This is a genomic window from Mesorhizobium sp. J428, assembly GCF_024699925.1.
Lineage (GTDB): Bacteria > Pseudomonadota > Alphaproteobacteria > Rhizobiales > Rhizobiaceae > Mesorhizobium_A.
On the sequence record NZ_JAJOMX010000001.1, the window covers coordinates 3893468 to 3915818 of the forward strand.

The 22351-nt window shown below is 63.1% G+C and carries 22 protein-coding genes; 13 read left to right on the forward strand and 9 right to left on the reverse strand.

Features of this window, described 5'->3' with window-relative positions; all coding sequences use genetic code 11:
- Position 1: 1 nt before the first annotated feature.
- The 6 genes from LRS09_RS19545 (at position 2) to LRS09_RS19570 (ending at position 4260) form a co-directional block, all read left to right on the forward strand.
- Positions 2-328, forward strand: coding sequence for a prepilin peptidase (locus LRS09_RS19545; RefSeq protein ID WP_257808540.1), 327 nt, complete (start codon positions 2-4; stop codon positions 326-328).
- A 166-nt stretch (positions 329-494) separates the two neighbouring features.
- A complete protein-coding gene (gene gspG, locus LRS09_RS19550) occupies positions 495-953 on the forward strand; it encodes a type II secretion system major pseudopilin GspG (protein WP_257808542.1) in 459 nt (152 codons plus the stop codon).
- Positions 954-1009: 56 nt separating this feature from the next.
- Positions 1010-1801 (forward strand): ABC transporter permease, encoded by a 792-nt coding sequence (locus tag LRS09_RS19555; protein ID WP_257808543.1) that lies wholly within the window; start codon positions 1010-1012, stop codon positions 1799-1801.
- 170 nt (positions 1802-1971) lie between these two features.
- Entirely contained in the window at positions 1972-2454 is a 483-nt protein-coding gene (locus LRS09_RS19560) for a hypothetical protein (protein ID WP_257808545.1), read from the forward strand.
- 214 nt (positions 2455-2668) lie between these two features.
- On the forward strand, positions 2669-3319 hold the full coding sequence (locus LRS09_RS19565; protein WP_257808546.1) for an ABC transporter ATP-binding protein: 651 nt from the start codon (positions 2669-2671) through the stop codon (positions 3317-3319).
- Positions 3316-4260, forward strand: a complete 945-nt coding sequence (locus LRS09_RS19570) for an NAD-dependent epimerase/dehydratase family protein (protein WP_257808547.1) — start codon at positions 3316-3318, stop codon at positions 4258-4260. Before LRS09_RS19565 ends, LRS09_RS19570 begins: the two co-directional genes overlap by 4 nt.
- A gap of 202 nt (positions 4261-4462) precedes the next feature.
- On the opposite strand, the gene LRS09_RS19575 is transcribed toward LRS09_RS19570, so the two are convergent.
- The 4 genes from LRS09_RS19575 to LRS09_RS19590 form a co-directional block, all read right to left on the reverse strand.
- Complete coding sequence (locus LRS09_RS19575; RefSeq protein WP_257808548.1) at positions 4463-5890, reverse strand: hypothetical protein; 1428 nt, start codon at positions 5888-5890, stop codon at positions 4463-4465.
- Between the two features lie 48 nt (positions 5891-5938).
- The gene (locus LRS09_RS19580) at positions 5939-6661 is read right to left on the reverse strand and encodes a sulfotransferase family protein (protein ID WP_257808549.1); all 723 of its coding nucleotides are present in this window, start codon (positions 6659-6661) and stop codon (positions 5939-5941) included.
- Between the two features lie 130 nt (positions 6662-6791).
- Positions 6792-8027, reverse strand: coding sequence for a glycosyltransferase family 4 protein (locus tag LRS09_RS19585; protein WP_257808550.1), 1236 nt, complete (start codon positions 8025-8027; stop codon positions 6792-6794).
- 17 nt (positions 8028-8044) lie between these two features.
- Positions 8045-9178, reverse strand: coding sequence for a glycosyltransferase family 2 protein (locus LRS09_RS19590; RefSeq protein WP_257808551.1), 1134 nt, complete (start codon positions 9176-9178; stop codon positions 8045-8047).
- A gap of 42 nt (positions 9179-9220) precedes the next feature.
- On the opposite strand from LRS09_RS19590, the gene LRS09_RS19595 reads away from it, so the two are divergent.
- Positions 9221-9766 (forward strand): sugar transferase, encoded by a 546-nt coding sequence (locus LRS09_RS19595; protein ID WP_257808552.1) that lies wholly within the window; start codon positions 9221-9223, stop codon positions 9764-9766.
- On the opposite strand, the gene LRS09_RS19600 is transcribed toward LRS09_RS19595, so the two are convergent.
- The 3 genes from LRS09_RS19600 to LRS09_RS19610 all read right to left on the reverse strand — a co-directional run bounded on the left by LRS09_RS19600 (position 9741) and on the right by LRS09_RS19610 (position 14140).
- On the reverse strand, positions 9741-10694 hold the full coding sequence (locus tag LRS09_RS19600) for an NAD-dependent epimerase/dehydratase family protein (RefSeq protein ID WP_257808554.1): 954 nt from the start codon (positions 10692-10694) through the stop codon (positions 9741-9743). The two genes, LRS09_RS19595 and LRS09_RS19600, sit on opposite strands and share 26 nt — an antisense overlap.
- Positions 10695-10711: 17 nt before the next feature.
- Positions 10712-12691: a nucleoside-diphosphate sugar epimerase/dehydratase gene (locus LRS09_RS19605; RefSeq protein ID WP_308240317.1), complete on the reverse strand. Its 1980-nt coding sequence runs from the start codon at positions 12689-12691 to the stop codon at positions 10712-10714.
- A 159-nt stretch (positions 12692-12850) separates the two neighbouring features.
- Positions 12851-14140, reverse strand: coding sequence for an O-antigen ligase (locus LRS09_RS19610; RefSeq protein WP_257808556.1), 1290 nt, complete (start codon positions 14138-14140; stop codon positions 12851-12853).
- Between the two features lie 374 nt (positions 14141-14514).
- Between LRS09_RS19610 and cysD the strand changes: the two genes are divergently transcribed.
- The 5 genes from cysD to LRS09_RS19635 all read left to right on the forward strand — a co-directional run bounded on the left by cysD (position 14515) and on the right by LRS09_RS19635 (position 18898).
- The gene (gene cysD, locus LRS09_RS19615; protein ID WP_257808558.1) at positions 14515-15420 is read left to right on the forward strand and encodes a sulfate adenylyltransferase subunit CysD; all 906 of its coding nucleotides are present in this window, start codon (positions 14515-14517) and stop codon (positions 15418-15420) included.
- A gap of 1 nt (position 15421) precedes the next feature.
- Positions 15422-17326, forward strand: coding sequence for a sulfate adenylyltransferase subunit CysN (cysN, locus tag LRS09_RS19620; RefSeq protein ID WP_257810264.1), 1905 nt, complete (start codon positions 15422-15424; stop codon positions 17324-17326).
- Positions 17327-17347: 21 nt separating this feature from the next.
- Complete coding sequence (gene cysQ / locus LRS09_RS19625; protein WP_257808559.1) at positions 17348-18157, forward strand: 3'(2'),5'-bisphosphate nucleotidase CysQ; 810 nt, start codon at positions 17348-17350, stop codon at positions 18155-18157.
- A gap of 71 nt (positions 18158-18228) precedes the next feature.
- A complete protein-coding gene (locus LRS09_RS19630) occupies positions 18229-18504 on the forward strand; it encodes a type II toxin-antitoxin system HigB family toxin (protein ID WP_257808560.1) in 276 nt (91 codons plus the stop codon).
- A 79-nt stretch (positions 18505-18583) separates the two neighbouring features.
- Complete coding sequence (locus tag LRS09_RS19635) at positions 18584-18898, forward strand: transcriptional regulator (protein ID WP_308240318.1); 315 nt, start codon at positions 18584-18586, stop codon at positions 18896-18898.
- 2 nt (positions 18899-18900) lie between these two features.
- Here LRS09_RS19635 and LRS09_RS19640 read toward each other — a convergent pair whose 3' ends face one another.
- Both LRS09_RS19640 and LRS09_RS19645 read right to left on the reverse strand, forming a co-directional pair.
- Positions 18901-19821, reverse strand: a complete 921-nt coding sequence (locus LRS09_RS19640; RefSeq protein WP_257808561.1) for a carbohydrate kinase — start codon at positions 19819-19821, stop codon at positions 18901-18903.
- A 29-nt stretch (positions 19822-19850) separates the two neighbouring features.
- A complete protein-coding gene (locus tag LRS09_RS19645) occupies positions 19851-21074 on the reverse strand; it encodes an ROK family protein (protein ID WP_257808562.1) in 1224 nt (407 codons plus the stop codon).
- A gap of 277 nt (positions 21075-21351) precedes the next feature.
- Here LRS09_RS19645 and LRS09_RS19650 point away from each other — a divergent pair, with 277 nt between their 5' ends.
- Positions 21352-22317, forward strand: a complete 966-nt coding sequence (locus LRS09_RS19650) for a sugar ABC transporter substrate-binding protein (RefSeq protein ID WP_257810265.1) — start codon at positions 21352-21354, stop codon at positions 22315-22317.
- Positions 22318-22351 lie beyond the last annotated feature (34 nt).

The window sequence follows — 22351 nt, forward strand, 5'->3', positions numbered from 1 at the left end:
GATGCAGGGTCCCGACATCGCGTTCGGCGCGCCACTCGTCGTCCTCCTCCTGGCCATCGCCATCGTCGATTTCCGCAGCCTTGTGATCCCCGACGCGCTGAACGGGCTGCTCGCGGCGCTGGGGCTCGTTTGGGTCTGGCGTGCCGCGGGCGCCTTCCCGATCTGGCAGATCGTCTTCGCGGCGGGTCTGCTCGCCCTGTTCTGGCTGATGCGGGCGGGCTTCCTCAGGCTGCGCAAGGTGGCGGGACTCGGCCTCGGCGACGTGAAGATGGCCGGCGCCTGCGCCCTGTGGTTCAGTCCATGGAACCTGCCGATCTTCCTTTTTTGACCGCAATCTCCGCGCTCCTCTACGTCGCCTTGAGGGCGAGTGTGAGCGGTCGGCTTGACAGGAACGCGAGAGTTCCGTTCGGTCCCTTCCTCGGAACGGGGCTGTTCGCGACCTGGCTCGCGGAACAGTCCGGCATTGCGACGTTTATTCCTGACAGGGGGTTCTGATGATTCGAGGATCGTATCCGTGGCGCCGGCGGCAAGAGCGGCGGCGGGGGAGCGAAGGGCAGGACGGCTTCACCCTCGTCGAACTGCTCGTCGTCCTTGCGATCATCGCGCTGATCGCCGGCCTCGCCGCACCCCAGGTGCTGCGCTATCTCGGCTCCGCTCGCTCGGACGCCGCCCAGGCGCAGATCAAGAACATCGAGAGCGCGCTGGAACTGTTCTACATCGACAATCTGCGCCGGCCGAGCAACGAAGAGGGCCTGGCCGTGCTGAACGAGCCGACGCCGGAACTGCAGGCACGCTGGAACGGCCCCTATCTCAAGAACGCGGATTCGCTGAAGGATCCGTGGGGCAATCCCTATGTCTACCGCGTCACCGACACGACCGTGGAGATCATTTCCTACGGCCGTGACGGCAAGGCCGGGGGCACGGGCGAAGACCGCGACATCACCAACCGCTGAGCCCTGGGCGCGGCCCTTCACGCATGGAGGCGGGCCCGCGCGGGCCTGCGCGGACAATGAAGTTCCTGAAAGATGCGGTCGGAGATTTCGTGTCGGCCTTCCGCATGCGCCGCATCTGGCTTGCGCTTGCCAACGAGGAGATTTCCGATCAGCACCGGCGCACATCGCTCGGGCCGTTCTGGCTCCTGATCAACTACCTGATCTTCGTCGGCACCTTCGTCTTCATCATCGGGCGCGACGATGGCGTGCCGAACTACACCGCCTATGTCGCGCTCGGGCTGCTGGTGTGGTTCTACATTATGGAGACGATGAATTCCGGCGTGTCGCTCTTCGTGCGCGAGGAAGCCTTCATCAAAGGCACGACGCTGCCGCTGTCGCTCTACGTGCTGCGCATGACGATGCAGGCGCTGATGCGCGCCGGCTATGCCGCGCTCGGCTGCGTGGCGCTCCTCTTTCTCAGCGGTGCCGATCTGAGCTGGTGCTGGCTCTGGTCGGCGGCGGCGATCCTCCTGATCATCCTCGTCACGCCGGCGGCGATCACCATATTCGCCTTCCTCGGCGCCTTCTTCCCGGACAGCCAGTTCATCGTCCAGAACCTGACGCGCATCGGAATGTTCCTCACGCCGGTCTTCTGGGCGCATACGGGGGGGAATGTGTTCGGTGTGCGCGGTATCTTCTACTACTGGAACCCCTTCACCTATTTCCTCGAGATCGTGCGGGTGCCGATCCTTGCCGGCAACGTGCCGGTGCGCTCCTTCATCCTCTGCCTCGGGATCTCGCTGGCCGCGTGGTTGGTGGCTCTCGTCCTTTACGGCCGCCTGCGCCGTCAGGTCGTGTTCATGCTGTAGACGCCATGAGGCCTTATGCTAGTCTGAAACCATGCCGCTGCGCTGTTCCTGAATGCAGGATGAATGCGCCGTTGCGGCTCCGTTCAGGCCTTTTGTCGCAGGATGGCAGGAACGGTGTAAGGAGTTCCGTAGTTTCCTTGCGGAACCAGTCGTTCGAAAGGATCATCGAGATGTTCAGGTCGATCGCACTTTCTGCTGTGATGGCCGCAACGCTTGTCGCCGGAGCCATGCCCGCCATGGCCCAAGGGGCGGCCGGGAGCACATGTTCTTCCGACGACCCCTCCTGCGGCGGACTGCGAATGGGCGGCCGTCCGGGCGTGTCCGGTCCTCCACGCGAGGTTCCGGGAGATCCGGGCTACTATCGGCCGGACCCGAGGCCGCCGCGTCCGCCCCGGCCCCCGCACCATCCGCGCCCGCCTTACTATCCGCCGCCGTACTACAATCCGGCGCCACCGCCGCCTTACTACTATTATGCGGACCGCATCAGCTGCCGCGAGGCGCGCAGCATCGTGCGGTTGGAGGGCTTCCGGAACGTGAAGGCGATCGACTGCGAGGGACGCCAGTATCAGTTCCGAGCGATCTATCGCGGCCGCCCGGTGATCGTGGTCGTCAGCTCGCGCAGCGGCAATATCCTCGACGTCCGGTATCGTTAAGAGACGCCTTGGGGTGCGCCCGCCGCCGCTTCGAAGGAAGCGGCGGCGGGTGCGTGATCGCGTAACATTGCCATCCGCGGCAGCGCCTGCTACCCCACGCGTCGTATACATGTTGACCGGAATGCGATGGTCCTGATCCGCGCGGACAATCTGAGCCTGACCTATCGGCTGCGGCGGCGCCTTTCGCTGGCGCGCAACACGATGCCCCTTCCGCATGGCGGCAGGATCGAGGGCAACGGGCGGGGTACAGCATGTGCGCGCGCTCGACGGCGTCAGCTTCTCGCTGGAGGCGGGCGACCGGTTGGGGCTGGTCGGCGGCAACGGCGCCGGCAAGACCACGCTCCTGAAAATCCTCTACGGAATCTTCGAGCCGACCGGCGGCGTGATCGAACGCGAGGGCAGGGCGGACGCGCTGTTCAACATAAATCTCGGCTTCCGCCGCGAAGCGACCGGCCGCCGCAACATCGTGCTGCGCGGCCTCATTAACGGCTGGACCGACGAGCAGATCGCCGAGAGGATGGAGGACATCATTGCCTTCAGCGAACTGGGCGACTTCATCGACATGCCGATGAAGGCCTATAGCCAGGGCATGGCGGCGCGGCTCGCCTTTTCGGTGGCGACGAGCCTCGAGCCGGAAATCCTGCTGATGGACGAATGGATCGGCGCCGGCGACCCGGAATTCCAGGCCAAGGCGCGCAGACGCATGATGGAAATAGCCGAAAAGGCCGGCATCATCGTGCTCGCCAGCCACAACCACCAACTCCTGCGCAAGATCTGCACCAAGGTGCTGAAGCTCCATCATGGCAAAGTGGCGCATTTCGGCCTCGCCGAGGAGTATTTCTCCTCCGAGAAGGAAGAATCATGATCGGCGTCTACGGCGCGGACGGTTTCATCGGTAGGCACCTGGTGCGTCGGCTGATCGAGCGGGGCCGGCCGGTGCGCGCCGTGTCGCGGCGCTTCGACCGCGACTTCGCGGACGAGGTCGAGGACCTGGCCGACCTGGTCGCCGCCGATCTGTCGCAGCCGCTGGCGATGGCGTCGTCGTTGCAGGACGTCTCGACTGTGGTACAGCTCATGTCGAGCTCGAGCCCCGGCCTCAAGAACGACCACGCCGTCGCCGACATCACCGAAAATGTCGTGCCGCATGTGGAGTTCCTGCAGAACTGCCTGCGTGCCGGCGTGAAGCGCTACATCTTCCTCTCCTCCGGCGGCACGGTCTACGGCCCCGGCGCGCCGGTCCCGACGCCCGAGACCGCACCGACCAACCCGATCAACTCGCACGGGCTGACCAAGCTGTTCGTCGAAAAATACATCCAGATGCACGGCCATGTAGACGGGCTGGAATACATCATCCTGCGGGTCGCCAATCCGTTCGGGCCGGGCCAGACCTTTCGCAAGGGCCAGGGTCTCGTGCCGGCCATCATCGAGCGCTGGCAGAAGGGCCAGCCGGTGCGCATCTTCGGCGACGGCGCGGCGCGGCGCGACTACATCTTCATCTCCGATGTGATCGACGCGATCGAGGCTGCGATCGCTGTCGGCGGTAATCCGCAGCATATTCTCAACGTCGGCAGCGGCGAGACGCGCTCGATCAATGAGGTGGTCGAGGCGATCGAGGCGGCGGCCGGCTTCACGCTGCAGCGCGAATACGTGGCGGCGCGCTCGACAGACGTGGACGTCGCCTGTCTCGACATCTCCCAAGCCCGTGCAGTGCTGGGCTGGACGCCGAAGATGGAGTTCCGCGCCGGAATCGCGACGACCGTTTTGCAGATGGTAGTAGACACGCCCGGGAAGACTGAGACGCGCTAAGGAATTGTTCGGCGGGGCGTGCACGGCGGCTGTTCACAGCTTTTTTCGCTTCCGGCGCTTTCAAGACCCCGCGGGTTGCTGCGCTGGGGCTCGTATCGGGATGTCTGCACGGTCGAACTATTTGTGTTATCGCAAGCTTACAACATGCCCGTAAGAGAAGATTATGTCCTGCTAGTCAGGGCCTTCAAAGCGATATGTCATGTCAGCCCACAAGGAAAAGTGTCAGACCAAACATTAAGACGAACAGGACGTAGAGCCCTTGAATTGCCACCAAAGCCTTGCTCCCGCTTTCATTCATCCCGCGCTCTCTTGTGGCAATCTTGAGCAGGAAAGCACCTGAGACAGCCATGAGTGGGCCAAAAAGCGGCCAGTAACGAGAATGACCCGGATGAACAAAAGGCTGAACAAACAAGCAGAGGGTGAACATCTTAAGGCACAAGCTCTCAAGCTGCTCTCGCCGGCTATTCAGGATAATGGTTCCATTCGCGAGGGCAAGTGCAAGTAGAAATGGAAAATACAGAACTCCAGTCCAGAGCTCAATAAATCGGCCGACCCAGTCGACTGTCTGTTTGCTCAATCTCAGTTTGCTTCTTGGAAGAAACCTGTCCTGTGCAAAACCGGCGGGCCGAAGCAGGAAGCGCTGAAAGTTAGCACGAACCTGTTTCAAATATCGAGCAATAGTCAATCCGTGCGTGGCATTTGAAGTCATCGTCTTCTGAGCTTGAATCTCGCTGACTCCATGTTCTGCTGCATAGGCTCGAGAGAAATTCACAGTATCAAGCCAGATATTGCCGGTTACCACTGGGCAAGGTTGGAAACATAGACGCTCTCTGTCTCCGAAAGTGATTCCAAACGAAAGGGCCGGTGTGGATGTCGAAATAATTGTATCACCAAGTTGGCGGCTCGCCGTAATGCTCCACGGTGCTAAGCCGACAATGCACAGGAGCGCTCCAGTCGTCAGGGAGCCTGTTCGCTTGAGAAGTAAATTCCATTTCCCACTGAGGACGAATACAGAGAAAAGAAAAATATGAACGGCAACTATGATGAGAATACTGTTTCCACGCAGATAAAAAGCGAAACACAAAAGTGTCTCTATAATAAATATTTCCCAAAATCCGGCCTTGTCTTCTTCAAATGCCAGATTGGATAATTTCCAAATCCGACTGAGGATGATTATTAAAATTAATCCCATCGGCAGGTCACTCCAAATGCCGGGGGTGAAGAAATGCCAAGTAATATCGAGTGATGGAAAGATAAAGAGAACCATCGCATATCGATGACCGAAGGTGCTATATATCTCCCTAAGAGCCCAAACCCATAATAGAAATGTCAGTATGTTTGCATAGAGACGCAAGATCACATAGTTTGGTGTCGGGTCTATTGCATAGATAGGTGCGAGGATGAGAGGAATGCCAGGGGTAAACCATCCATTTCCGACAACTGCCGTTCGCGCCTCCAGGAATGTCAGATTTCCAGCAAGGAATTGTCCGGCGGCTGCCCCAGCAGAGGTGTAGAAAACCTCATCATCGAAGATTGGGACGCTTGCAACGTAAGCCCAGGATAGAATCCAGAAAAGAGCGCCGAGCGAAGTGGCCATCTTCAAAAACCGACGTCTTTGAATGTTTTCCATCGCTCAACTTCTGAAATTGAGGTCGGCAATAATAAGGGGCGAATTCAGCTATTCGGATGCCTCAATAACGTTATTATCCCCCAGCTCAATTTCTGATTTGTCCGCGATCTTCCGGGCGCCCAGCAAGTCGATTGCGTCTTGATAAAGCAGCTGATCAAATACATTGAATTCCCGAACAATCTTCAAGGTTTCTTGAGGAATTTCCCTCTCATATGCACCTTTGTTGACGGAGCCAATATCTGCTGGCAGGTTGGGGACAATATTACGGAGTCTATCCAACGAAGACGTCATGTCCTCAAAAATTCCGATATATTCAAAGTATTTGTAAAGATTTTCTCTGGCAGCAGAATAAACATTGCGGCCAGCTTCCCCGTACCTTGCCTTGTTAGCGACCCCAGAAATAACGCGGCAAAGAAAGTTGTCAAACTCCCAGTGCTTAGCGGTATTTAGGTATTCTTCTATTCTTTCGAATTCCCGGGTCTTGTCGCCGATCGCGCTTCGATCATTGTTTCTGAGATGATGGAAGTGTGAAATTGTGCGTGCAATCGGTTCGCGCAGAAAACATGCGTATCTCGGCTCGACATTTACTGCTTTATGTGCGCCGAAGACATAGTGGCCGAATAGTATTTTGGGCTTTCTCTCATATGCGAGATTCATATTGAATCCCTGCTCTCCAGGGTAGTGAAAGATGATATCCTCACCAGATCGCCTCAATGCATCTTTCAAAGAGCCACCGGCGGTCTTGGTGATATGCATAAATAAAAGCGTCAACTTACACTCCGTAGATATTGAGAGTCGCGCACTGCTTAACCGAGCAGGAATTAAGACGACATGGCAAGGGCTATACCGTCCGTCTCACGTTAGATGAACATCATTCATGGCCATTAAGGTGTCCTAGTGACTATGATTTTTCTATCGACGAAGCCATCGCGGCTAAATACTTCGCCACCTTGTCGGCTTCTCTATCCCAAGTTGCTGCGCTGGCCCGCTTCATAGCGGCCTTAGAGAACGAAGCACGCAGCTCATCATCGTCTAAAAACCTATTGATGGCATCCGCTATTCCGTCGACCGTCATCTCGCAATAGAGCGCTTCGTCGCGGGTCAGCAGCCAGTTGGCATTCGGCGTGTCGTTGACGACCATCGGGCAACCGCACGCCGCAACCTCGAGCGGCAGCAGCGAGAGGTTCGTGGCGGACAGAATCAGCGCCACGTCGCATTGCGAATAGAGGTCTGGCAACTGCTCGATGGGCACGGTGCCAGCGTTCAGATGCGGAAAGGGGATGGCGTAGCCGCTGACATCCCAGCCAGCGAAGATGACCGCCGCATCGGGCCGCTCCCTGCATACCCGGTCGAGCGCCAGAAGTCCCAGCTCGAAGCAGCGGCGCGGCGTTACAGGTCTCGCGTAGAACAGGATGTGCTTGGTCGGGTTTTCGCGTCGTCCAAGAGGTCGGTATAGATCGGTGTCGCAGCCGAATGAAAAGGCGAAGGTCTTCATCCCGTAATCGGCGGCGAGCTTTTCCGCCAGCCAGGTACCCGCTGTGATGCCTGTAAGACCCAGTCTGTACGTATCCTCGGCGAACGCGTACTCGCTTCCCTGAGCATAGAAGGACGGCTCGAAGTCCTGTACGAAATAGAGCCGCTCCAATGTGTCCTGGTATTTCGCTACCCAGTAGGCCGTCTGCCAGCCGGTTGCCACGAGGTAATGGCACGGTTCGATCGATCTCACGCCAAGCGAGACTGTTATATCTCGATCGCCGAATGCCTCAGCGAAGGCCTGCTGTGCCTCGGCTGGGTTGCTCCAGCGATGCGGCTCCATGATCACGACGTGCTGATAGGGAAAGCCGCGCTGGCGCAGCAGACTCATCATGCGCACGATGTTGATGTGCCCCCCCGAGGAGGCCTGGAAGTCCGGAATGAGCCATGTCATCGACCGCTCCGGCACATTCTCAGGTGTGATCTTCAGCCCGTAGCCCTGCTCCTCGCCCAGAATGAAGCCGTAGAAACCGATGACGTCGCGCTTGCCCTGGACGGCGGTCTGCGTCTTTCGCGCCCCGTAGCTGAGCGCCTTGGCGATCGCAACGCGCAGTCCGTCGCGCTGCGCTACACGTCGGAAACGGGCTATATTTTCTCTCAGCATCGAAGAACCCCTCGATTCTATTGCGCGTGAAGCTGCCGGTCGCGCGACAATGCGCGTTCGTGCCGCTCCGTGAATCGAGGTCGCTTGGTGCCCAGATAGTAGCCGATCTGTCTGGCGAGATTGTCGGCCGGCCGCATCAAACTGGCGAAAGGCGCGCGCCAGAGCCAGCCGTTGCGCCATGCAAGCATGACGTCGCGGCCGCTGGTGCGCCATGCCTGACGAAACGCATTGCCCTTGGTCGCGCAGAGCTGGTAGCCGAACAGTTCGTTGAGGGCCCGTGCCTCGTCATAGCTACGCTGCAGCCTCTCCCACGGCGAGTAGTCGTGAGAGTGATAGACGACCGAATCATAGGCGAAGGCCTTCGTGTACCCGGCCTCGACGGCCTTCTTGGCCCAGAGCTGGTCCTCGGCGAAGTCGACGTCAGGATAAGGCAGCTCGCGCCAGACCGACTTTCGCATGCAGGAGGAGTTGTCCGAATAGAAGTGATAGACCTGCCGCAGGCCTTGATTACGGACATACTCGCGTGCATCCGTGATTTTCACCTTTGGCCAGTTCTTCAAACCTTCGAAATGCGTCTCGAGTTCCCAACGCGTGAAGGGGGTGGCGTTCTCGTAGGCGATGTGACGGCCGAACACGCCGGCAACGGTCTCGTCCTCGCGCAGAGGCCGGACAAGCTCCCGCAGCCAATGTTCGTCTGCCGGCACCGCATCATGGGTCAGGAAGGCGCAATATTCGCCGCGCGACAGCTCCACGCCCAGATTGCGTGTCTTGCCGTGGCCAAAGGAAGAAGCAGGAATCTCGACGATTCGGAAGCGGGGATCATCGCCTGGAACAGCCTCCTTCGATCCGTCGCTCGATCCCGAATCGATGACGATGACCTCGAACGGCGCGTCCAGCTTCTGCTTCTTGAGCATGTCCAGGACGCGACGAAAGTGGGGCAACCCGTTTTTTACGGGTATGATGACCGAAACCAGAGGCTGTTCCACGCCTGTGTAAATCCCGAACTCTTCCGCATGTGCGGTAAGATATGCTGCACTGCCCCTAAAAGAATGGGTTAAAGCCTCTGCTCGCCTCTGACAAGGCGCTATTCGTTCTTGACACCTCCGAGGAGTATGCCTTCTGGCGTTGAATTGATCCGCGATCCGTTGCATCACCGGCGCGCGGCCGGCGCCCTCACCTGAAAGGCCATCAATGTGCTCTTGCGGCTGACGGAAGCGTCGATTGCCCTGATCGGACTGGTCGTCACGTCGCCGCTGGTGCTGGCAGCGGCGCTCGCGGTGCGGGGCACGTCGCCGGGACCGGCCGTGCTGGTCCAGCAGCGCGTCGGCCGACATGAGACGCCATTCCGTTGCCTCAAGCTGAGGACGATGTGGAAGGACACCCGCGCCGTGCCGACGCACGAAGCGGCGGTGAGCGCGGTGACGCCCGTCGGGCGCTTCCTGCGGCGCACCAAGCTGGATGAGCTGCCGCAGCTCTGGAACGTGCTGCGGGGCGAGATGAGTTTCGTCGGGCCGCGGCCCTGCCTGCCGACGCAGGAGACGCTGATTGCCGCACGGCGCGCACGCGGCGTCTATGCGCTCCGGCCGGGGATCACCGGCCTTGCCCAGGTGCGCGGCGTCGACATGTCGGACCCGGAGGCGCTGGCCGTCATCGATGCCGAATATCTCGCCAAGCGATCGGTCGCCCTCGACCTGCGCATCCTGCTCGCGACGCTCATCCCCGGTGTTCCTGCGCCCTGAGCGCCGCGGCGAGCCTTTCCAGGCTGGCAAGGCTGTCCGGATCGGGCGTCCAGCCCTCCGCCACCAGAGAAGCCGGATTGCAGGTCTGCGAGGCGGTCAGCGCCGCCCAGTCGGCGCCGCGCCCAGCAAGGGAGGCGGAGGTGGCGAGCAAGGCCTCCGGCACGGCGAAGAGGCGAGGGGGCGTGCCGAGCCCGCGCCGGAAGGCCGCCAGGATCTCGGGGATCGAGACCGGGGCGGCGTCGGTTGCGAGATAGGTCGAGCGCGCGGGCATCGCGGCGGTTAGCAAGGTCTCGACTGCGCGGGCGGCGGCATTGGACGAGATTAGGGAGCGGCGTCCGCGCAAACCGGCCAGCGGCAGCGGCGCGGGCGTGCGCGCGAGGCGCATCAGAAGGCCCAGATTGCCGCGCATGCCGGTGCCGTAGACCGGCGGCAGGCGCAGGACGAGCGGCGTCAAGCCGGGCGCGGCCGCAGCGAGTGCCGCAAGCTCGCCATCGCGCTTGGATCGTCCGTAGGGCTGGGATGGAGCAGGCACGGTCTCGTCATCAATCGCGATGTCGATGCCGGGATCCGCGACGGCGCGGATCGAGGAAACGTAGACGAAACGTGCCGCGCCTTCGCGCGCGGCGGCTTCGGCGAGGCTCCCGGTCAGTTCGACATTGCTCGCCACCAGCGCCTGCGCGTCGGCGGGCCGGTCGTTGTTGAGCGCGGCGCAATGGACGATCGCGTCCAGCCCGCGCACGGCGGTGCGGAAATCGGCCTCCGGGGCAGCGGGCGGCGGAAGCAGGCGCGCATCGGTGGCCCGCGCAGGGTTCCGCGACAGGGGACGGACCGCAAAGCCGACGTTCGACAGGTGGCGGGCGACGTGGCCACCCAGGAAGCCGCTCGCGCCGGTAATGCCGACATGGACGGCGTCGCGCCGCTTGTCCACCGGTTGTCCGGAGCCGCTCAGGTGGCGACCTTGAGCGGAATCACCTCTTCGGCGACTGGGCCTGCGTCGTCGATCGTGCGGTAGAGCCGGCGCAGGCGGTCGACGGCAGCGTCCTTGTCGTCATCGTCGATACTGTCGCGCAGATCAGCGAGTGCTCGACGGACCTCCTGCCAGCCAAACAGGCCGGTCTTGAGGCCGAACAGGCTGTTCACGTCAAGCGAGACGAGCAGTTCGCCTTCCGCGCAGAGGGTTTCGTGCAGCTTCTCGCCCGGCCGAACGCCAGTGAACTTGATCTTGATGTCCTGATGCGGCTGCTTGCCGGCGAGGCGGATCATCGTCTCGGCGACTGTCAGGATCGACACCGGTTGGCCCATGTCGAGCATGTAGATGCCGAAATTGTCGATGTCTCGCCGTGTGGCGGATTCGGCCGCGGCCATGATGACGAGATCCACGGCCTCGCCCATGGTCATGAAATAGCGGGTCATCTCGCGGTCGGTGATCGTGACCGGACCGCCCGCCATGATCTGCTTCTCGAAGACGGTGGCGACGGAGCCGTCGCTGCCGAAGACGTTGCCGAAGCGGACGGAGATGTAGATCGGCTTCGGACCCTTGTCGCGCGTCCGGATGCGCTCGGAAAAGTGCAGCGAATTGACGATCTGCTCGGCGCCGCGCTTGGTCAGGCCAAGCATCGAGGTCGGGTCGGCCGCCTTGTCGCTGGAGATCAGCACGAAGTGCGGCACCTTGCATTCGGCCGCGACCTCGGCGCAGACGAGCGTGCCGAATACGTTGGTCTTGACCGCGGAGACCCAGTTGTCTTCCAAAAGCGGCACATGCTTGAGCGCGGCGGCGTGGAAGATGATGTCGGGCTGGAACTCCGATACGACGCGCGTGAACTGGGCCTTGTCCGTCACGTCGACGATCCGGCAGGTCAGCCGCTCGCAATAGTCTTCTGACAGCGACTGTTCGAGCTTGAAGACGCCGAATTCGGACTGGTCCGCGACGAGCACGGCCTCGCAGCCGAGTTCCAGCGACCGCTTGACCAGGTTGCGCCCGATCGACCCCGCTCCGCCCGTCACCAGCACGCGCTTGCCGTCGATGAAGGCGCGGATACGCTCAAGGTCGGTGGGCACAGCCGGCCGGCGCAGGATCGTCTCCATCTCGACGGTCTGCAGGACGAGCGCCGCACCGCCGCGCAGCTTCGAGAAGCCGGAGAACTGCAGCACCTCGATGCCGCCCTTGCGCGCCACGCGCACGAGCTCGGAGAACTTGCTGAGATCCGTCTGCCCGCCGCCGCCGAAGATCAGCAGGTCGACCCGCTTGGTGTCCTTCGCGTAGTCCTCGATGATGCCGGACACATCGGGCCAGACCGCGACGACACTCACGCCGCGGATCTTGTCGCGGGTGTTGACGTTGGGCTCGGTCGCGACGATGCCGATGATCTGCGTCTTCTCCTTCTCGGTGTTGGTGAAGCGGATGATGTGGTCCGCGTCTTCGAGCTGGCCGACGAACAGGGCGCGGCGATGCCCCGGCCTGTCGTTGCGCTTGGCGCCGAGCTGCCAGCCGGTGCCCTCGCGCAGGTAGCGGTAGAGCAGGCGGGGAGCGGAGATCATCGTGAAGGTGACGAGGAAGAAGACGATGAACTGGCGCTCGTTGAGGCCGGTCATCGGCGTGTAGAGACGCGCGGCCTGCGACGTCAGGTAGAGAGCGACGGTAAGGATGCCGCAATTGCTGATGATGTTGAAGAAGTCGGGCGTCGAGGCGAAGCGCCAGACCGTGCCGTAGAGGCCGCCGAGGCGGAACAGAACATGGCTGAAGACGCCCACGCCCGCCCACACGGCGAGGCCGCCCCAGGAGAACGGATCGAAGGACAGATTAGAGAGCGAGAGTGCGAGCGCCAGCGGGACCGAGATCAGCACCATCACGATATCCATCGTGATGATGAGCGCGCGCCGGAGGCGCGGCTGCAATTGCAGGGCTGACGTTACCAGTTGGTTCACGCGGGTTGTCCCTCACACGCCACCTCAAGGCAGCGTGATCGCATTATCCATAAGCCCCTGACGGCTTTTGTGCAAAGTTTCACTAAAGAAATCCAGAGCTCCGAGAGTATTCCGTTCCCTTTTTGCAACACACGCTGTCCTATTCTCATAGTCCAGGAATCAACCAGTGGACGAAGCTGGCCGGTCGATTGCCACCCGGCTGCCGTCGTCGAGCCGCCTGTAGCGCGGCGTACTCGACGGGCCGAACACCAGATAGGTGCCCGTGATCATGCTGTAGAGATAGAAGGAATCGACAATGTCGTGGCCGAAGCTGATGTTGACCGCGCCGTTGACCAGATAGGTGGCGCAGACGACCACCATCAGCGTGTAGCCGATTCGCCCGAGCTCGTCCTTTTCGGCACGGCCGGCGACCCAGAGCGGCACGACGAACATCGCGATGACCGCCGCGAGGCCGAAGACGCCCGACCGCATCAGCGCGTTGAGGACGAGATTGTGAGCGTGCGAGAAGGTGATCTCCTTCTCCCCCTGTTCGCTTGCCGCGGCCTGGAGCGCGCCGCGCGCATGGGCCGGACCCTGGCCGAAGATCGGGGCCTGCTCGATCAGTTCGATCGCCGCGCTCCAGACGCGCAGGCGCTGACCGAGCGAATTGTCGTAGTTGCCGGCGTCCACCTTTTCGAAATCCCTGACCAGGCTCATCACCCTGGTCTCGACGGTCGAGTAGCCGAGGGAGGCGACGACCGCCGCCGCCGCCACGACCGCGAGCGCGGTCTTGCGCGTGAACACCGCCCTCGGCACGAAGTCGAGCAGCCAGGCGAGCAGCAGCGGTGAAATGACCAGCATGGGCCAAAGGCTGCGCATGCCCGACAGGATAAGCGCCACCGCCGCGGAAAGGGCGGCCGCAACAGCGAACTGGCGCATACGACCGTCGCGGTAGATCGCGATGGCGATGCAGAAGCCGAAGAGCGCGGCTGAAATCAGCGCGAACGGCCCGGAATTGCCCGCCAGGCCTTCGGCGCGCGGAGCCCCGCGGACGAAGATTTCGACCAGCGCGGACAGTCCCGCAGCCAGGCCGCCGGCGATCGCGCCGTATTCGGCCCAGCGCAGCACGTCGGCGCGCGGTGTCAGTGACAGGCGGCCGAAGACGATCAGGAAGGCGATAAAGGGCAGGTTTGCGCCGATGCCCTGCAGCAGGTCGTCCGGACCTGTGTAGTTGACCAGCGTCGAGAGCGTTTCGGCGGCGAAATAGGCGAGGAAGGCCATGCCGATGATGCGCACGCCGCGCTCGCGCGGAAGAGCGATCAGTCCCTGCGACAGGCGCCAGAGGCCGACCGGCAGAGCGCCCACGTAGAGGATGCTGACCAGGCTTCCGCCGGCGGCGCCGCCGCCGATCACCGCGGCGGTGAACCAGCGGTTGATCTCGTCGAGTGTTGGCCTGCGTATGGCTTGCAAGAAGCTTCCGTTCGATCGATTGACTTCCGGCAGGTATCATCCGCCATTGTGCGGACGCAACCTTGATGCTGCAATGCGGAAGGATCAGTCGTTCAAAAGACGTTTCGCGGCGAAATCCGCCGCGTGCTGCCGTTCAGTAACGCAAGATGACAGATTCGATAGAAGATTTTTCTACACGAGGCTCGAGTAACGCGGATTCTTATGTTGTCGCTACCGGACGAAACCGTTAGAAGCCGCCCGACATGCGTGACGCCCGCAACCGCGGCGCGGCACCTTCCCATGAGACGCGACGGCGTGCGCCGCTCGGCCACCGCGAGCGAAGCAGCCGACACGGACGATGTCCGTGCCGACCCACGATCTGGAAGCAGGCCACAATGACCGCACACATGACTCATCTGCAGAGGCTTGAGGCGGAATCGATCCATATCTTCCGCGAGGTCGCCGCGACCTTTTCCAAGCCGGTGATGCTCTATTCGGTGGGCAAGGATTCGTCCGTGATGCTTCATCTGGCGATGAAGGCTTTCTATCCGGCGAAACCGCCCTTTCCGTTCCTGCACGTCGACACGCGGTGGAAGTTCCGCGAGATGATCCAGTTCCGCGACCAGATGGCCGAGAGGCTCGGCTTCGATCTGCTCGTGCACATCAATCCGGAAGGCATCGAGAAGAACATCGGGCCGTTCACGCACGGATCGAACGTGCACACGCACATCATGAAGACGGTTGGGTTGCGCCAGGCTCTCGACAAATACGGCTTCGACGCGGCCTTCGGCGGCGCACGCCGCGACGAAGAGAAGTCGCGGGCCAAGGAGCGCATCTTCTCCTTCCGCAACGCCCAGCACACCTGGGATCCGAAGAACCAGCGGCCGGAGATGTGGAAGATCTACAACACCCGCATTGCCTCGGGCGAATCGATCCGCGTGTTCCCGCTGTCGAACTGGACCGAGCTCGACATATGGCAGTACATCCTGCAGGAGAACATCCCGATCGTCCCGCTCTACTATGCCAAGAAGCGGCCGATCGTCGAACGCGACGGCATGCTGATCCTGAAGGACGACGACCGCATGGAACTGCGCGACGGCGAGGTGGTGGAGGACCGGCTGGTGCGCTTCCGCACCCTCGGCTGCTATCCGCTGACCGGGGCGATCGATTCCGACGCCGAGACATTGGAGGAGATCGTGCAGGAGATGCTGATCGCCCGCACGTCGGAGCGGCAGGGGAGGGCCATCGACAAGGACGAGGCGGGCTCCATGGAAAAGAAGAAGCGTGAAGGATATTTCTGAGATGGAGCACGTGGCGCCCAAGCCCGCCGCCGCCAGCGCGGTCCACGCCTTCCTTCACGAGCAGGAGAACAAGGAGCTTCTGCGCTTCCTCACCTGCGGCTCGGTCGACGATGGCAAGTCGACGCTGATTGGCCGGCTGCTCTACGACACCAAGCTGATCTTCGAGGACCAGCTCGCTTCGCTGGAGAAGGACTCGAAAAAGTTCGGCACCACCGGCGACGACATCGACTTCGCGCTCCTGGTCGACGGGCTGGAGGCTGAGCGCGAGCAGGGCATCACCATCGACGTCGCCTATCGCTTCTTCGCCACGCCGAAGCGCAAGTTCATTGTCGCCGACACGCCCGGTCATGAGCAATATACCCGCAACATGGCGACCGGCGCCTCCACCGCCGATCTCGCCATCGTCCTGATCGACGCACGCCAGGGCGTGCTGCGCCAGACCCGCCGCCATTCCTTCATCGCTTCGCTGCTGGGCATCCGCCACATCGTGCTGGCGGTGAACAAGATCGACCTCGTTGGCTTCGACCGTGCCGTGTTCGACCGGATCGTCGGCGACTACCGCGCCTTTGCAAAGGATCTCGGCTTCGAGACGCTGACCCCGATCCCAATGTCGGCCCGCTATGGCGATAACGTCACGCAGCGTTCCGGCCGCATGGCCTGGTACACGGGACCGGCCCTGCTCGAGCATCTCGAGGCGGTGCCGCTGTCCTCGCACAACGAGAAGAAGCCGTTCCGCTTCCCCGTGCAGTACGTGAACCGCCCCAACCTCGACTTCCGCGGCTTCGCCGGCACGATCGCCTCCGGGTCGATCTCGCAGGGCGACCCGGTGGTTGTGGCGAAGTCGGGCAAGCCGAGCCGCGTGAAGCGCATCGTCGTCCAGGGCGGCGACCTCAAGACCGCGTCCGAAGGGCAGGCCGTTACCATCGTTCTGGATGACGAGATCGAGGTATCCCGAGGAAACATGCTGGTCGCGCCGGACGCGAGGCCGCATGTCGCCGATCAGTTCACCGCCAACATCGTCTGGTTCGACGAGCACCCGATGCTGCCCGGCCGCTCCTATCTTCTGCGGACCGAGACCGACCAGATGAACGCGACGGTCACGGAGCTGAAGCACCGGATCGACGTGAATACCTTTTCGCATGAGGCAGCCAAGTCGCTGGAGCTCAACGAGGTGGGCGTCTGCAACATCTCGACCCAGTCGCCGGTCGCCTTCGACACCTATGCGGAGAACCGCGTCACCGGCGCCTTCGTCCTGATCGACCGGATCACCAATGCCACTGCCGGCGCAGGCATGATCCTGCATCCGCTGCGCCGCGCGTCGAACGTCCACTGGCAGGCGCTCGACGTCGACCGTAAAGCGCGTGCGGAGCTGAAGCACCAGAAGCCGGCCGTGCTGTGGTTCACCGGCCTGTCGGGCTCCGGCAAGTCGACCATCGCCAATCTGCTCGAGAAGAAACTGCACGCCAACGGCAAGCACACCTACATCCTCGACGGCGACAATGTCCGCCACGGGCTGAACCGCGACCTCGGCTTCACCGAGGAGGACCGCGTCGAGAACATCCGCCGCGTGGCGGAGGTATCGCGGCTCATGGTCGACGCCGGGCTGCTGGTGCTCGTGTCGTTTATCTCGCCCTTCCGGGCCGAGCGCCGCATGGCGCGCGAACTGATGGGCGAGGGCGAGTTCGTCGAGGTGTTTGTCGACACGCCGTTCGAGGAATGCGCGCGCCGCGACCCGAAGGGGCTCTATGCGCGGGCGCTAAAGGGCGAGATCAAGAACTTCACCGGCGTCGATTCGCCTTATGAAGCGCCGGAACATCCCGACGTGCACCTCAAGACCTCCGGCCGCTCGCCGGAGGACCTGACCGAGGCGCTGGAGGCATGGTTGCGCGAGCGCGGCTATATCTGAGAAACGATGCCTGAGGCGGCGATGACGATCGGAATGGACGACGCGGCGATCCTGGCCGAGCTGGAACGCCTGGCGCTTCTGGCCGGGGCAGAGATCATGGACGTGTTCCATGCCGGGATCACAGTGGAGGAGAAGTCCGACCACTCCCCGGTGACGGAAGCCGACCGGCGCGCCGAGATCGTCATCCTCCAGGGATTGCGCGCTGCCTTTCCGAATGTGCCCTGCGTTGCGGAGGAGGAAGCGTCAGCCGGACTTTTGCCGCCCGCGCTGGGCGATACGTTCTTCCTCGTCGATCCGCTGGACGGAACCAAGGAGTTCATCAAGCGCCGGCCAGACTTCACCGTGAACATCGCGCTGGTGCGCAAGGGCGTGCCGGAGATCGGCGTGGTCTATGCGCCGGCCCAGGGCACGCTCTATTCGGGTCGTCCGGGCAAGGCCTATGCGGTCGCCGTGGACGAAAAGCATACGCCGACGGATCGCAGCGAGATCAACGTGCGCGATTGCGCCAGTCCGAAGACGATCGTCGCCAGCCGTTCGCACCGCACGCCGGAGACGGACGAGTTCATCGACAGGCATGACGGCGCCGAGATCGTCTCGGTCGGCTCGTCGCTGAAGTTCTGCCTGCTGGCGAGCGGCAAGGCCGATCTCTACCCCCGCTTCGGCCGCACGATGGAATGGGACACGGCGGCCGGCGACGCCGTGCTGCGCGCCGCAGGCGGCCGCACGACCCTGATCGACGGCGGGCCCTTCACCTACGGCAAGCGCAACCAGGCCGAGGACGTCGACTTCGCCAATCCCTGGTTTGTCGCCGAAGGCGGGGCCAAGGGTTGACTTTGCCCTGATCTTGGCTAGATTTCCCGTATTGGGAAATCACGTTGCGCGTTATCGCCAGAAGCACGCTTGTGGAATTCGCACGCCGCCATCCCGATGCGCAGGCGTCGCTCGACCATTGGTATCGGCTCGCGATGAAGGCGAGCTGGAGTTCCACGGCAGAGATCGCTGCAGCCTTCTCCAAGGCGAAGGTGCTGAACGCGGAACGGGTCAGGTTCGAGGTCGCCGGCGGAAACTATCGGCTCATCGTGGCCTTCGATTTCGTGCGGCAGATTGCGTTCGTGAAGTTCGTCGGGACCCACGCCGAATATGACCGCATCGATGCGCTGACCGTGTCTGCGCACTGAGGACGCCGAATGGATATTCGTTCTATCGCCACTCCTGAAGATCATTCGCGAGCCCTGGCCGAGATCGAGCGCTTGTGGGGTGCCGCGCCGGGGCACCGAGGAGGGTGATCGGCTGGACCTCCTAGCAACTTTGGTCGAGCATTACGAGCAGCATGCCTTTCCGCTCGGGGATGCCGACCCCGTCGAGACGATCCGGATCCACATGGATATGACAGGGCGCGCGCAGAGCGATCTTGCGGCACTGTTCGGTTCGGCCTCGCGGGCTTCGGAGGTGCTCAACCGCCGCCGGGCTCTGACGATGGAGATGGCGTACCGGTTGAACTCCGAATGGGGCATTCCGGCGGAAGCGCTGATCCGGCCGCACGAACTGCAGGTTCCGAAGCGCCGCGCGTGAGCTTACAGCTCCTCCCTTCGCGGCGGGTTTGCGCCCGCCCGCGAGACGGTGACCGCGGCGGCGCGGACGCCGAGGTCGAGGGCGGCGCGGATGTCGTCCTCGGCGAGCCGGGCGATCGCTATCTTCGTCAGCAACCCCTTTTCATGCAGTGCGGCGAGCACGCCGGCGTTGAACGTGTCGCCGGCGCCGACGGTGTCGACCACATCGACGCGCCGGGCGGGCACCTTGACGGTCGCGGTTGCGGTGTAGCCGGTGGCGCCGTCGCCGCCGCGGGTGACGAGGACAAGCTTCGGGCCGAGTGCCAGCCAGCGGCGGGCGATGTCGTCGGGGCTGCCGCTCTCGCCGAACCAGGCGAGGTCCTCGTCGGAGAGCTTGACGATGTCGGCCATGGCGACCATGCGCATCATGCGGGCGCGATGGGCGGCGGCGTCGGGGATGAAGTTCGGGCGGATATTGGGGTCGAGCATGGTGACGCGGCGGCTATGCTCGCGGCGCATCAGCGCCTCGTAGGCAGACCCGCACGGTTCGGGGATCAGGCTGATCGCGCCGAACAGCATCGCTGATACCTCGTCGCCCAGCGCCGGCAGGTCGGCGACGGAGACCATGCGCCCGGCGGTGTTCTCGTCGTAGAAGACGTATTTCGCCTGGCCGTTCGTCAGCTTCACGAAGGCCAGCGTGGTGGGGCGGTCCGAGAGCGGCGAGTAGCGGGTGCCGACGCCGCTTTCGGCGAGCGTCTGGCGCAGCATGTCGCCGAACAGGTCGCTGGACAGGCCGGTGAAGAACTCGACCGGCGCGCCGAGGCGACCCAGCGCGATCGCCGTGTTGAACACCGCGCCGCCCGAATAGGGGGCGAAAGCGATTTCGCCGCGCGTGGTCTCGCGCGGCAGCATGTCGATCAGGGCCTCGCCGCAGCAGAGGATCATGCGGACTCCGGGAACATCTGGGCGGGCACTCAACTGCCCCGCGTCATGGCGATCTGGCCGATCAGGAAGCGGTCGGACAAGGGAAGGCTTGCGCCGCCGAGCGCGCGGGCATGGATGCCGACGGTGCCCTCGCGCACGACCGGCAGTTCCAGCCCCTCGATGTCGAACTGGCGCAGCTTGAGCGCCACGGCCTCGACGAGCTTCGAGCGGACGCCGCTCGGCATCCAGCCGTCGATGACGGCGGCCTCGAAATCGATCACGGCGGAGGAGGCGACGATGGCGTAGGCGAGGCCCGCAGCCGCGGTGTCGATCCAGGTGTCGAGATGGGGCGAGAGATCGCCCCATTCCTCCGGTGAGGTCCACAGGATGCCGCCGTCGCGGCGGGCAGAGATCAGCGCCCTTTCGAGCACGGCGATCGAGGCGATGTCGATGAGCTGGACGGGCCGGCCGGAGGCGTCGGGGACCGGCATGGAGCCGAGCGCGCCGGCATTGCCGGTAGGCCCCGCATAGAGCGCGCCCTCCAGCACCACGCCACCGCCGATGAAGGCACCGACATAGAAGTAGACGAAGTTGCGGAAATCGCCGGTCTGCCCGAAGACGAGCTCGGCACCGCAGGCTGCAGTCGCGTCGTTCTGGAGGTAGACGGGGAAGGGGAGCTCGGCCGAGAGTGCCGCCCGGATGTCGATCGAGCGCCACTCGTCCATCACCGAGCGCGGCGCGCCGACGGCGTCCGCCCAGTTCCACAGTTCGAACGGCATGGCGATGCCGAGGCCGGCGACGCGCCGGCGCTGCGTGGCGTCGAGCCGGCCGAGCAGGTCGGCAATGCCGGAGCGCGCGAATGCGAGCGTCGCGCGCGCCTCCGGATAGGCATAGGTCGAATGCGCCATGCCGCGGATCGCGCCGCAGAAGTCGATGAGCACGAGGTCGGCGCTGCGGCGGCCGATCTTCAGGCCGAGGAAGAACGCGCCCTCGGGGTTGAGCGACATCGGGACGGAGGGCTGGCCGACCTTGCCGCGGATCGGCTCGCCGCGCAGCAGCAGCTCCTCGCCTTCGAGCTCACGCATGATGACCGAGATCGTCTGAGCAGACAGGCCAGTGATGCGGGCGATGTCGGTCTTGGCGAGCGCGCCGTGCTGACGCACGAGCGAGAGGACGAGGCGCTCGTTGTAGTCGCGCATGCCGCTCTGGTTCGTGCCCCGGCGGGAGCCGAGATCACGCGGTGCATTGTCCGCGCGCAGCGCAGCGCTGTCCATCGTGCCCCTCCCTGGGCGCTGTCGATTTTCGGGGCAGTCTGACGCCGCATATTGAATGTGTCAATAATAAATAAGTGTGAATTATCTATTGACTCATCGCGATTCATCGTGTTCGCTTAGGGTGTATCCTGGCCCTCGTGGCGGGTGCCGCCGTCAGGGAGGCCGGCGTGATGCCTTCGACATCGTCACTTTTCCCGGGAGGACTACCGTGACCACATCCGCAATCCTGAAAACAACCGTCTTCGGCGCGGCCGCGGCTGCGCTCCTGGCGCTGTCGATGCCCGCTTCGGCCGCCGGCGTCGGCGCCTGCCTGATCACCAAGACCGACACCAACCCCTTCTTCGTGAAGATGAAGGAGGGCGCGACCGCAAAGGCCGCCGAGATCGGCGTCGACCTCAAATCCTATGCCGGCAAGATCGACGGCGATTCCGAGAGCCAGGTGGCTGCGATCGAGACCTGCATCGCCGACGGCGCCAAGGGCATCCTGATCACCGCGTCCGACACGGCCGGAATCGTGCCGGCGGTTAAGAAGGCGCGCGACGCGGGCATCCTCGTGATTGCGCTCGACACGCCGCTGGAGCCCGCGGATGCGGCCGATGCGACGTTCGCGACCGACAACCTTCTCGCCGGCGAGCTGATCGGCAAGTGGGCCGCGGCGACGCTGGGCGACAAGGCCAAGGACGCCAAGGTCGCCTTCCTCGACCTGACCCCGTCGCAGCCGACGGTCGATGTGCTGCGCGACCAGGGCTTCATGAAGGGCTTCGGCATCGACGTGAAGGACATCAACAAGATCGGCGACGAGGATGACCCGCGCATCGTCGGCCACGACGTGACCAACGGCAATGAGGAGGGCGGCCGCAAGGCGATGGAGAACCTGCTCCAGAAGGATCCCGGCATCAATGTCGTCCATACCATCAACGAGCCGGCCGCCGCAGGCGCCTACGAGGCGCTGAAGGCGGTGGGCATGGAGAAGGGCGTGCTGATCGTCTCGGTCGACGGCGGCTGCCCGGGCGTGAAGAACGTCGAGGCCGGGGTGATCGGCGCGACTTCGCAGCAATATCCGCTGCTGATGGCCTCGCTTGGCGTCGAGGCGATCAAAAAGTTCGCTGAGACGGGCGAGAAGCCGAAGCCGACCGAGGGCAAGACCTTCTTCGACACCGGCGTGGCGCTGGTGACCGACAAGCCCGCTGAAGGCGTGCCGTCGATCAGCGTAAAGGAAGGCACGGAGAAGTGCTGGGGGTGAGAACCCGGTTCGCGCAGCGAATTCGCCGTGCCGG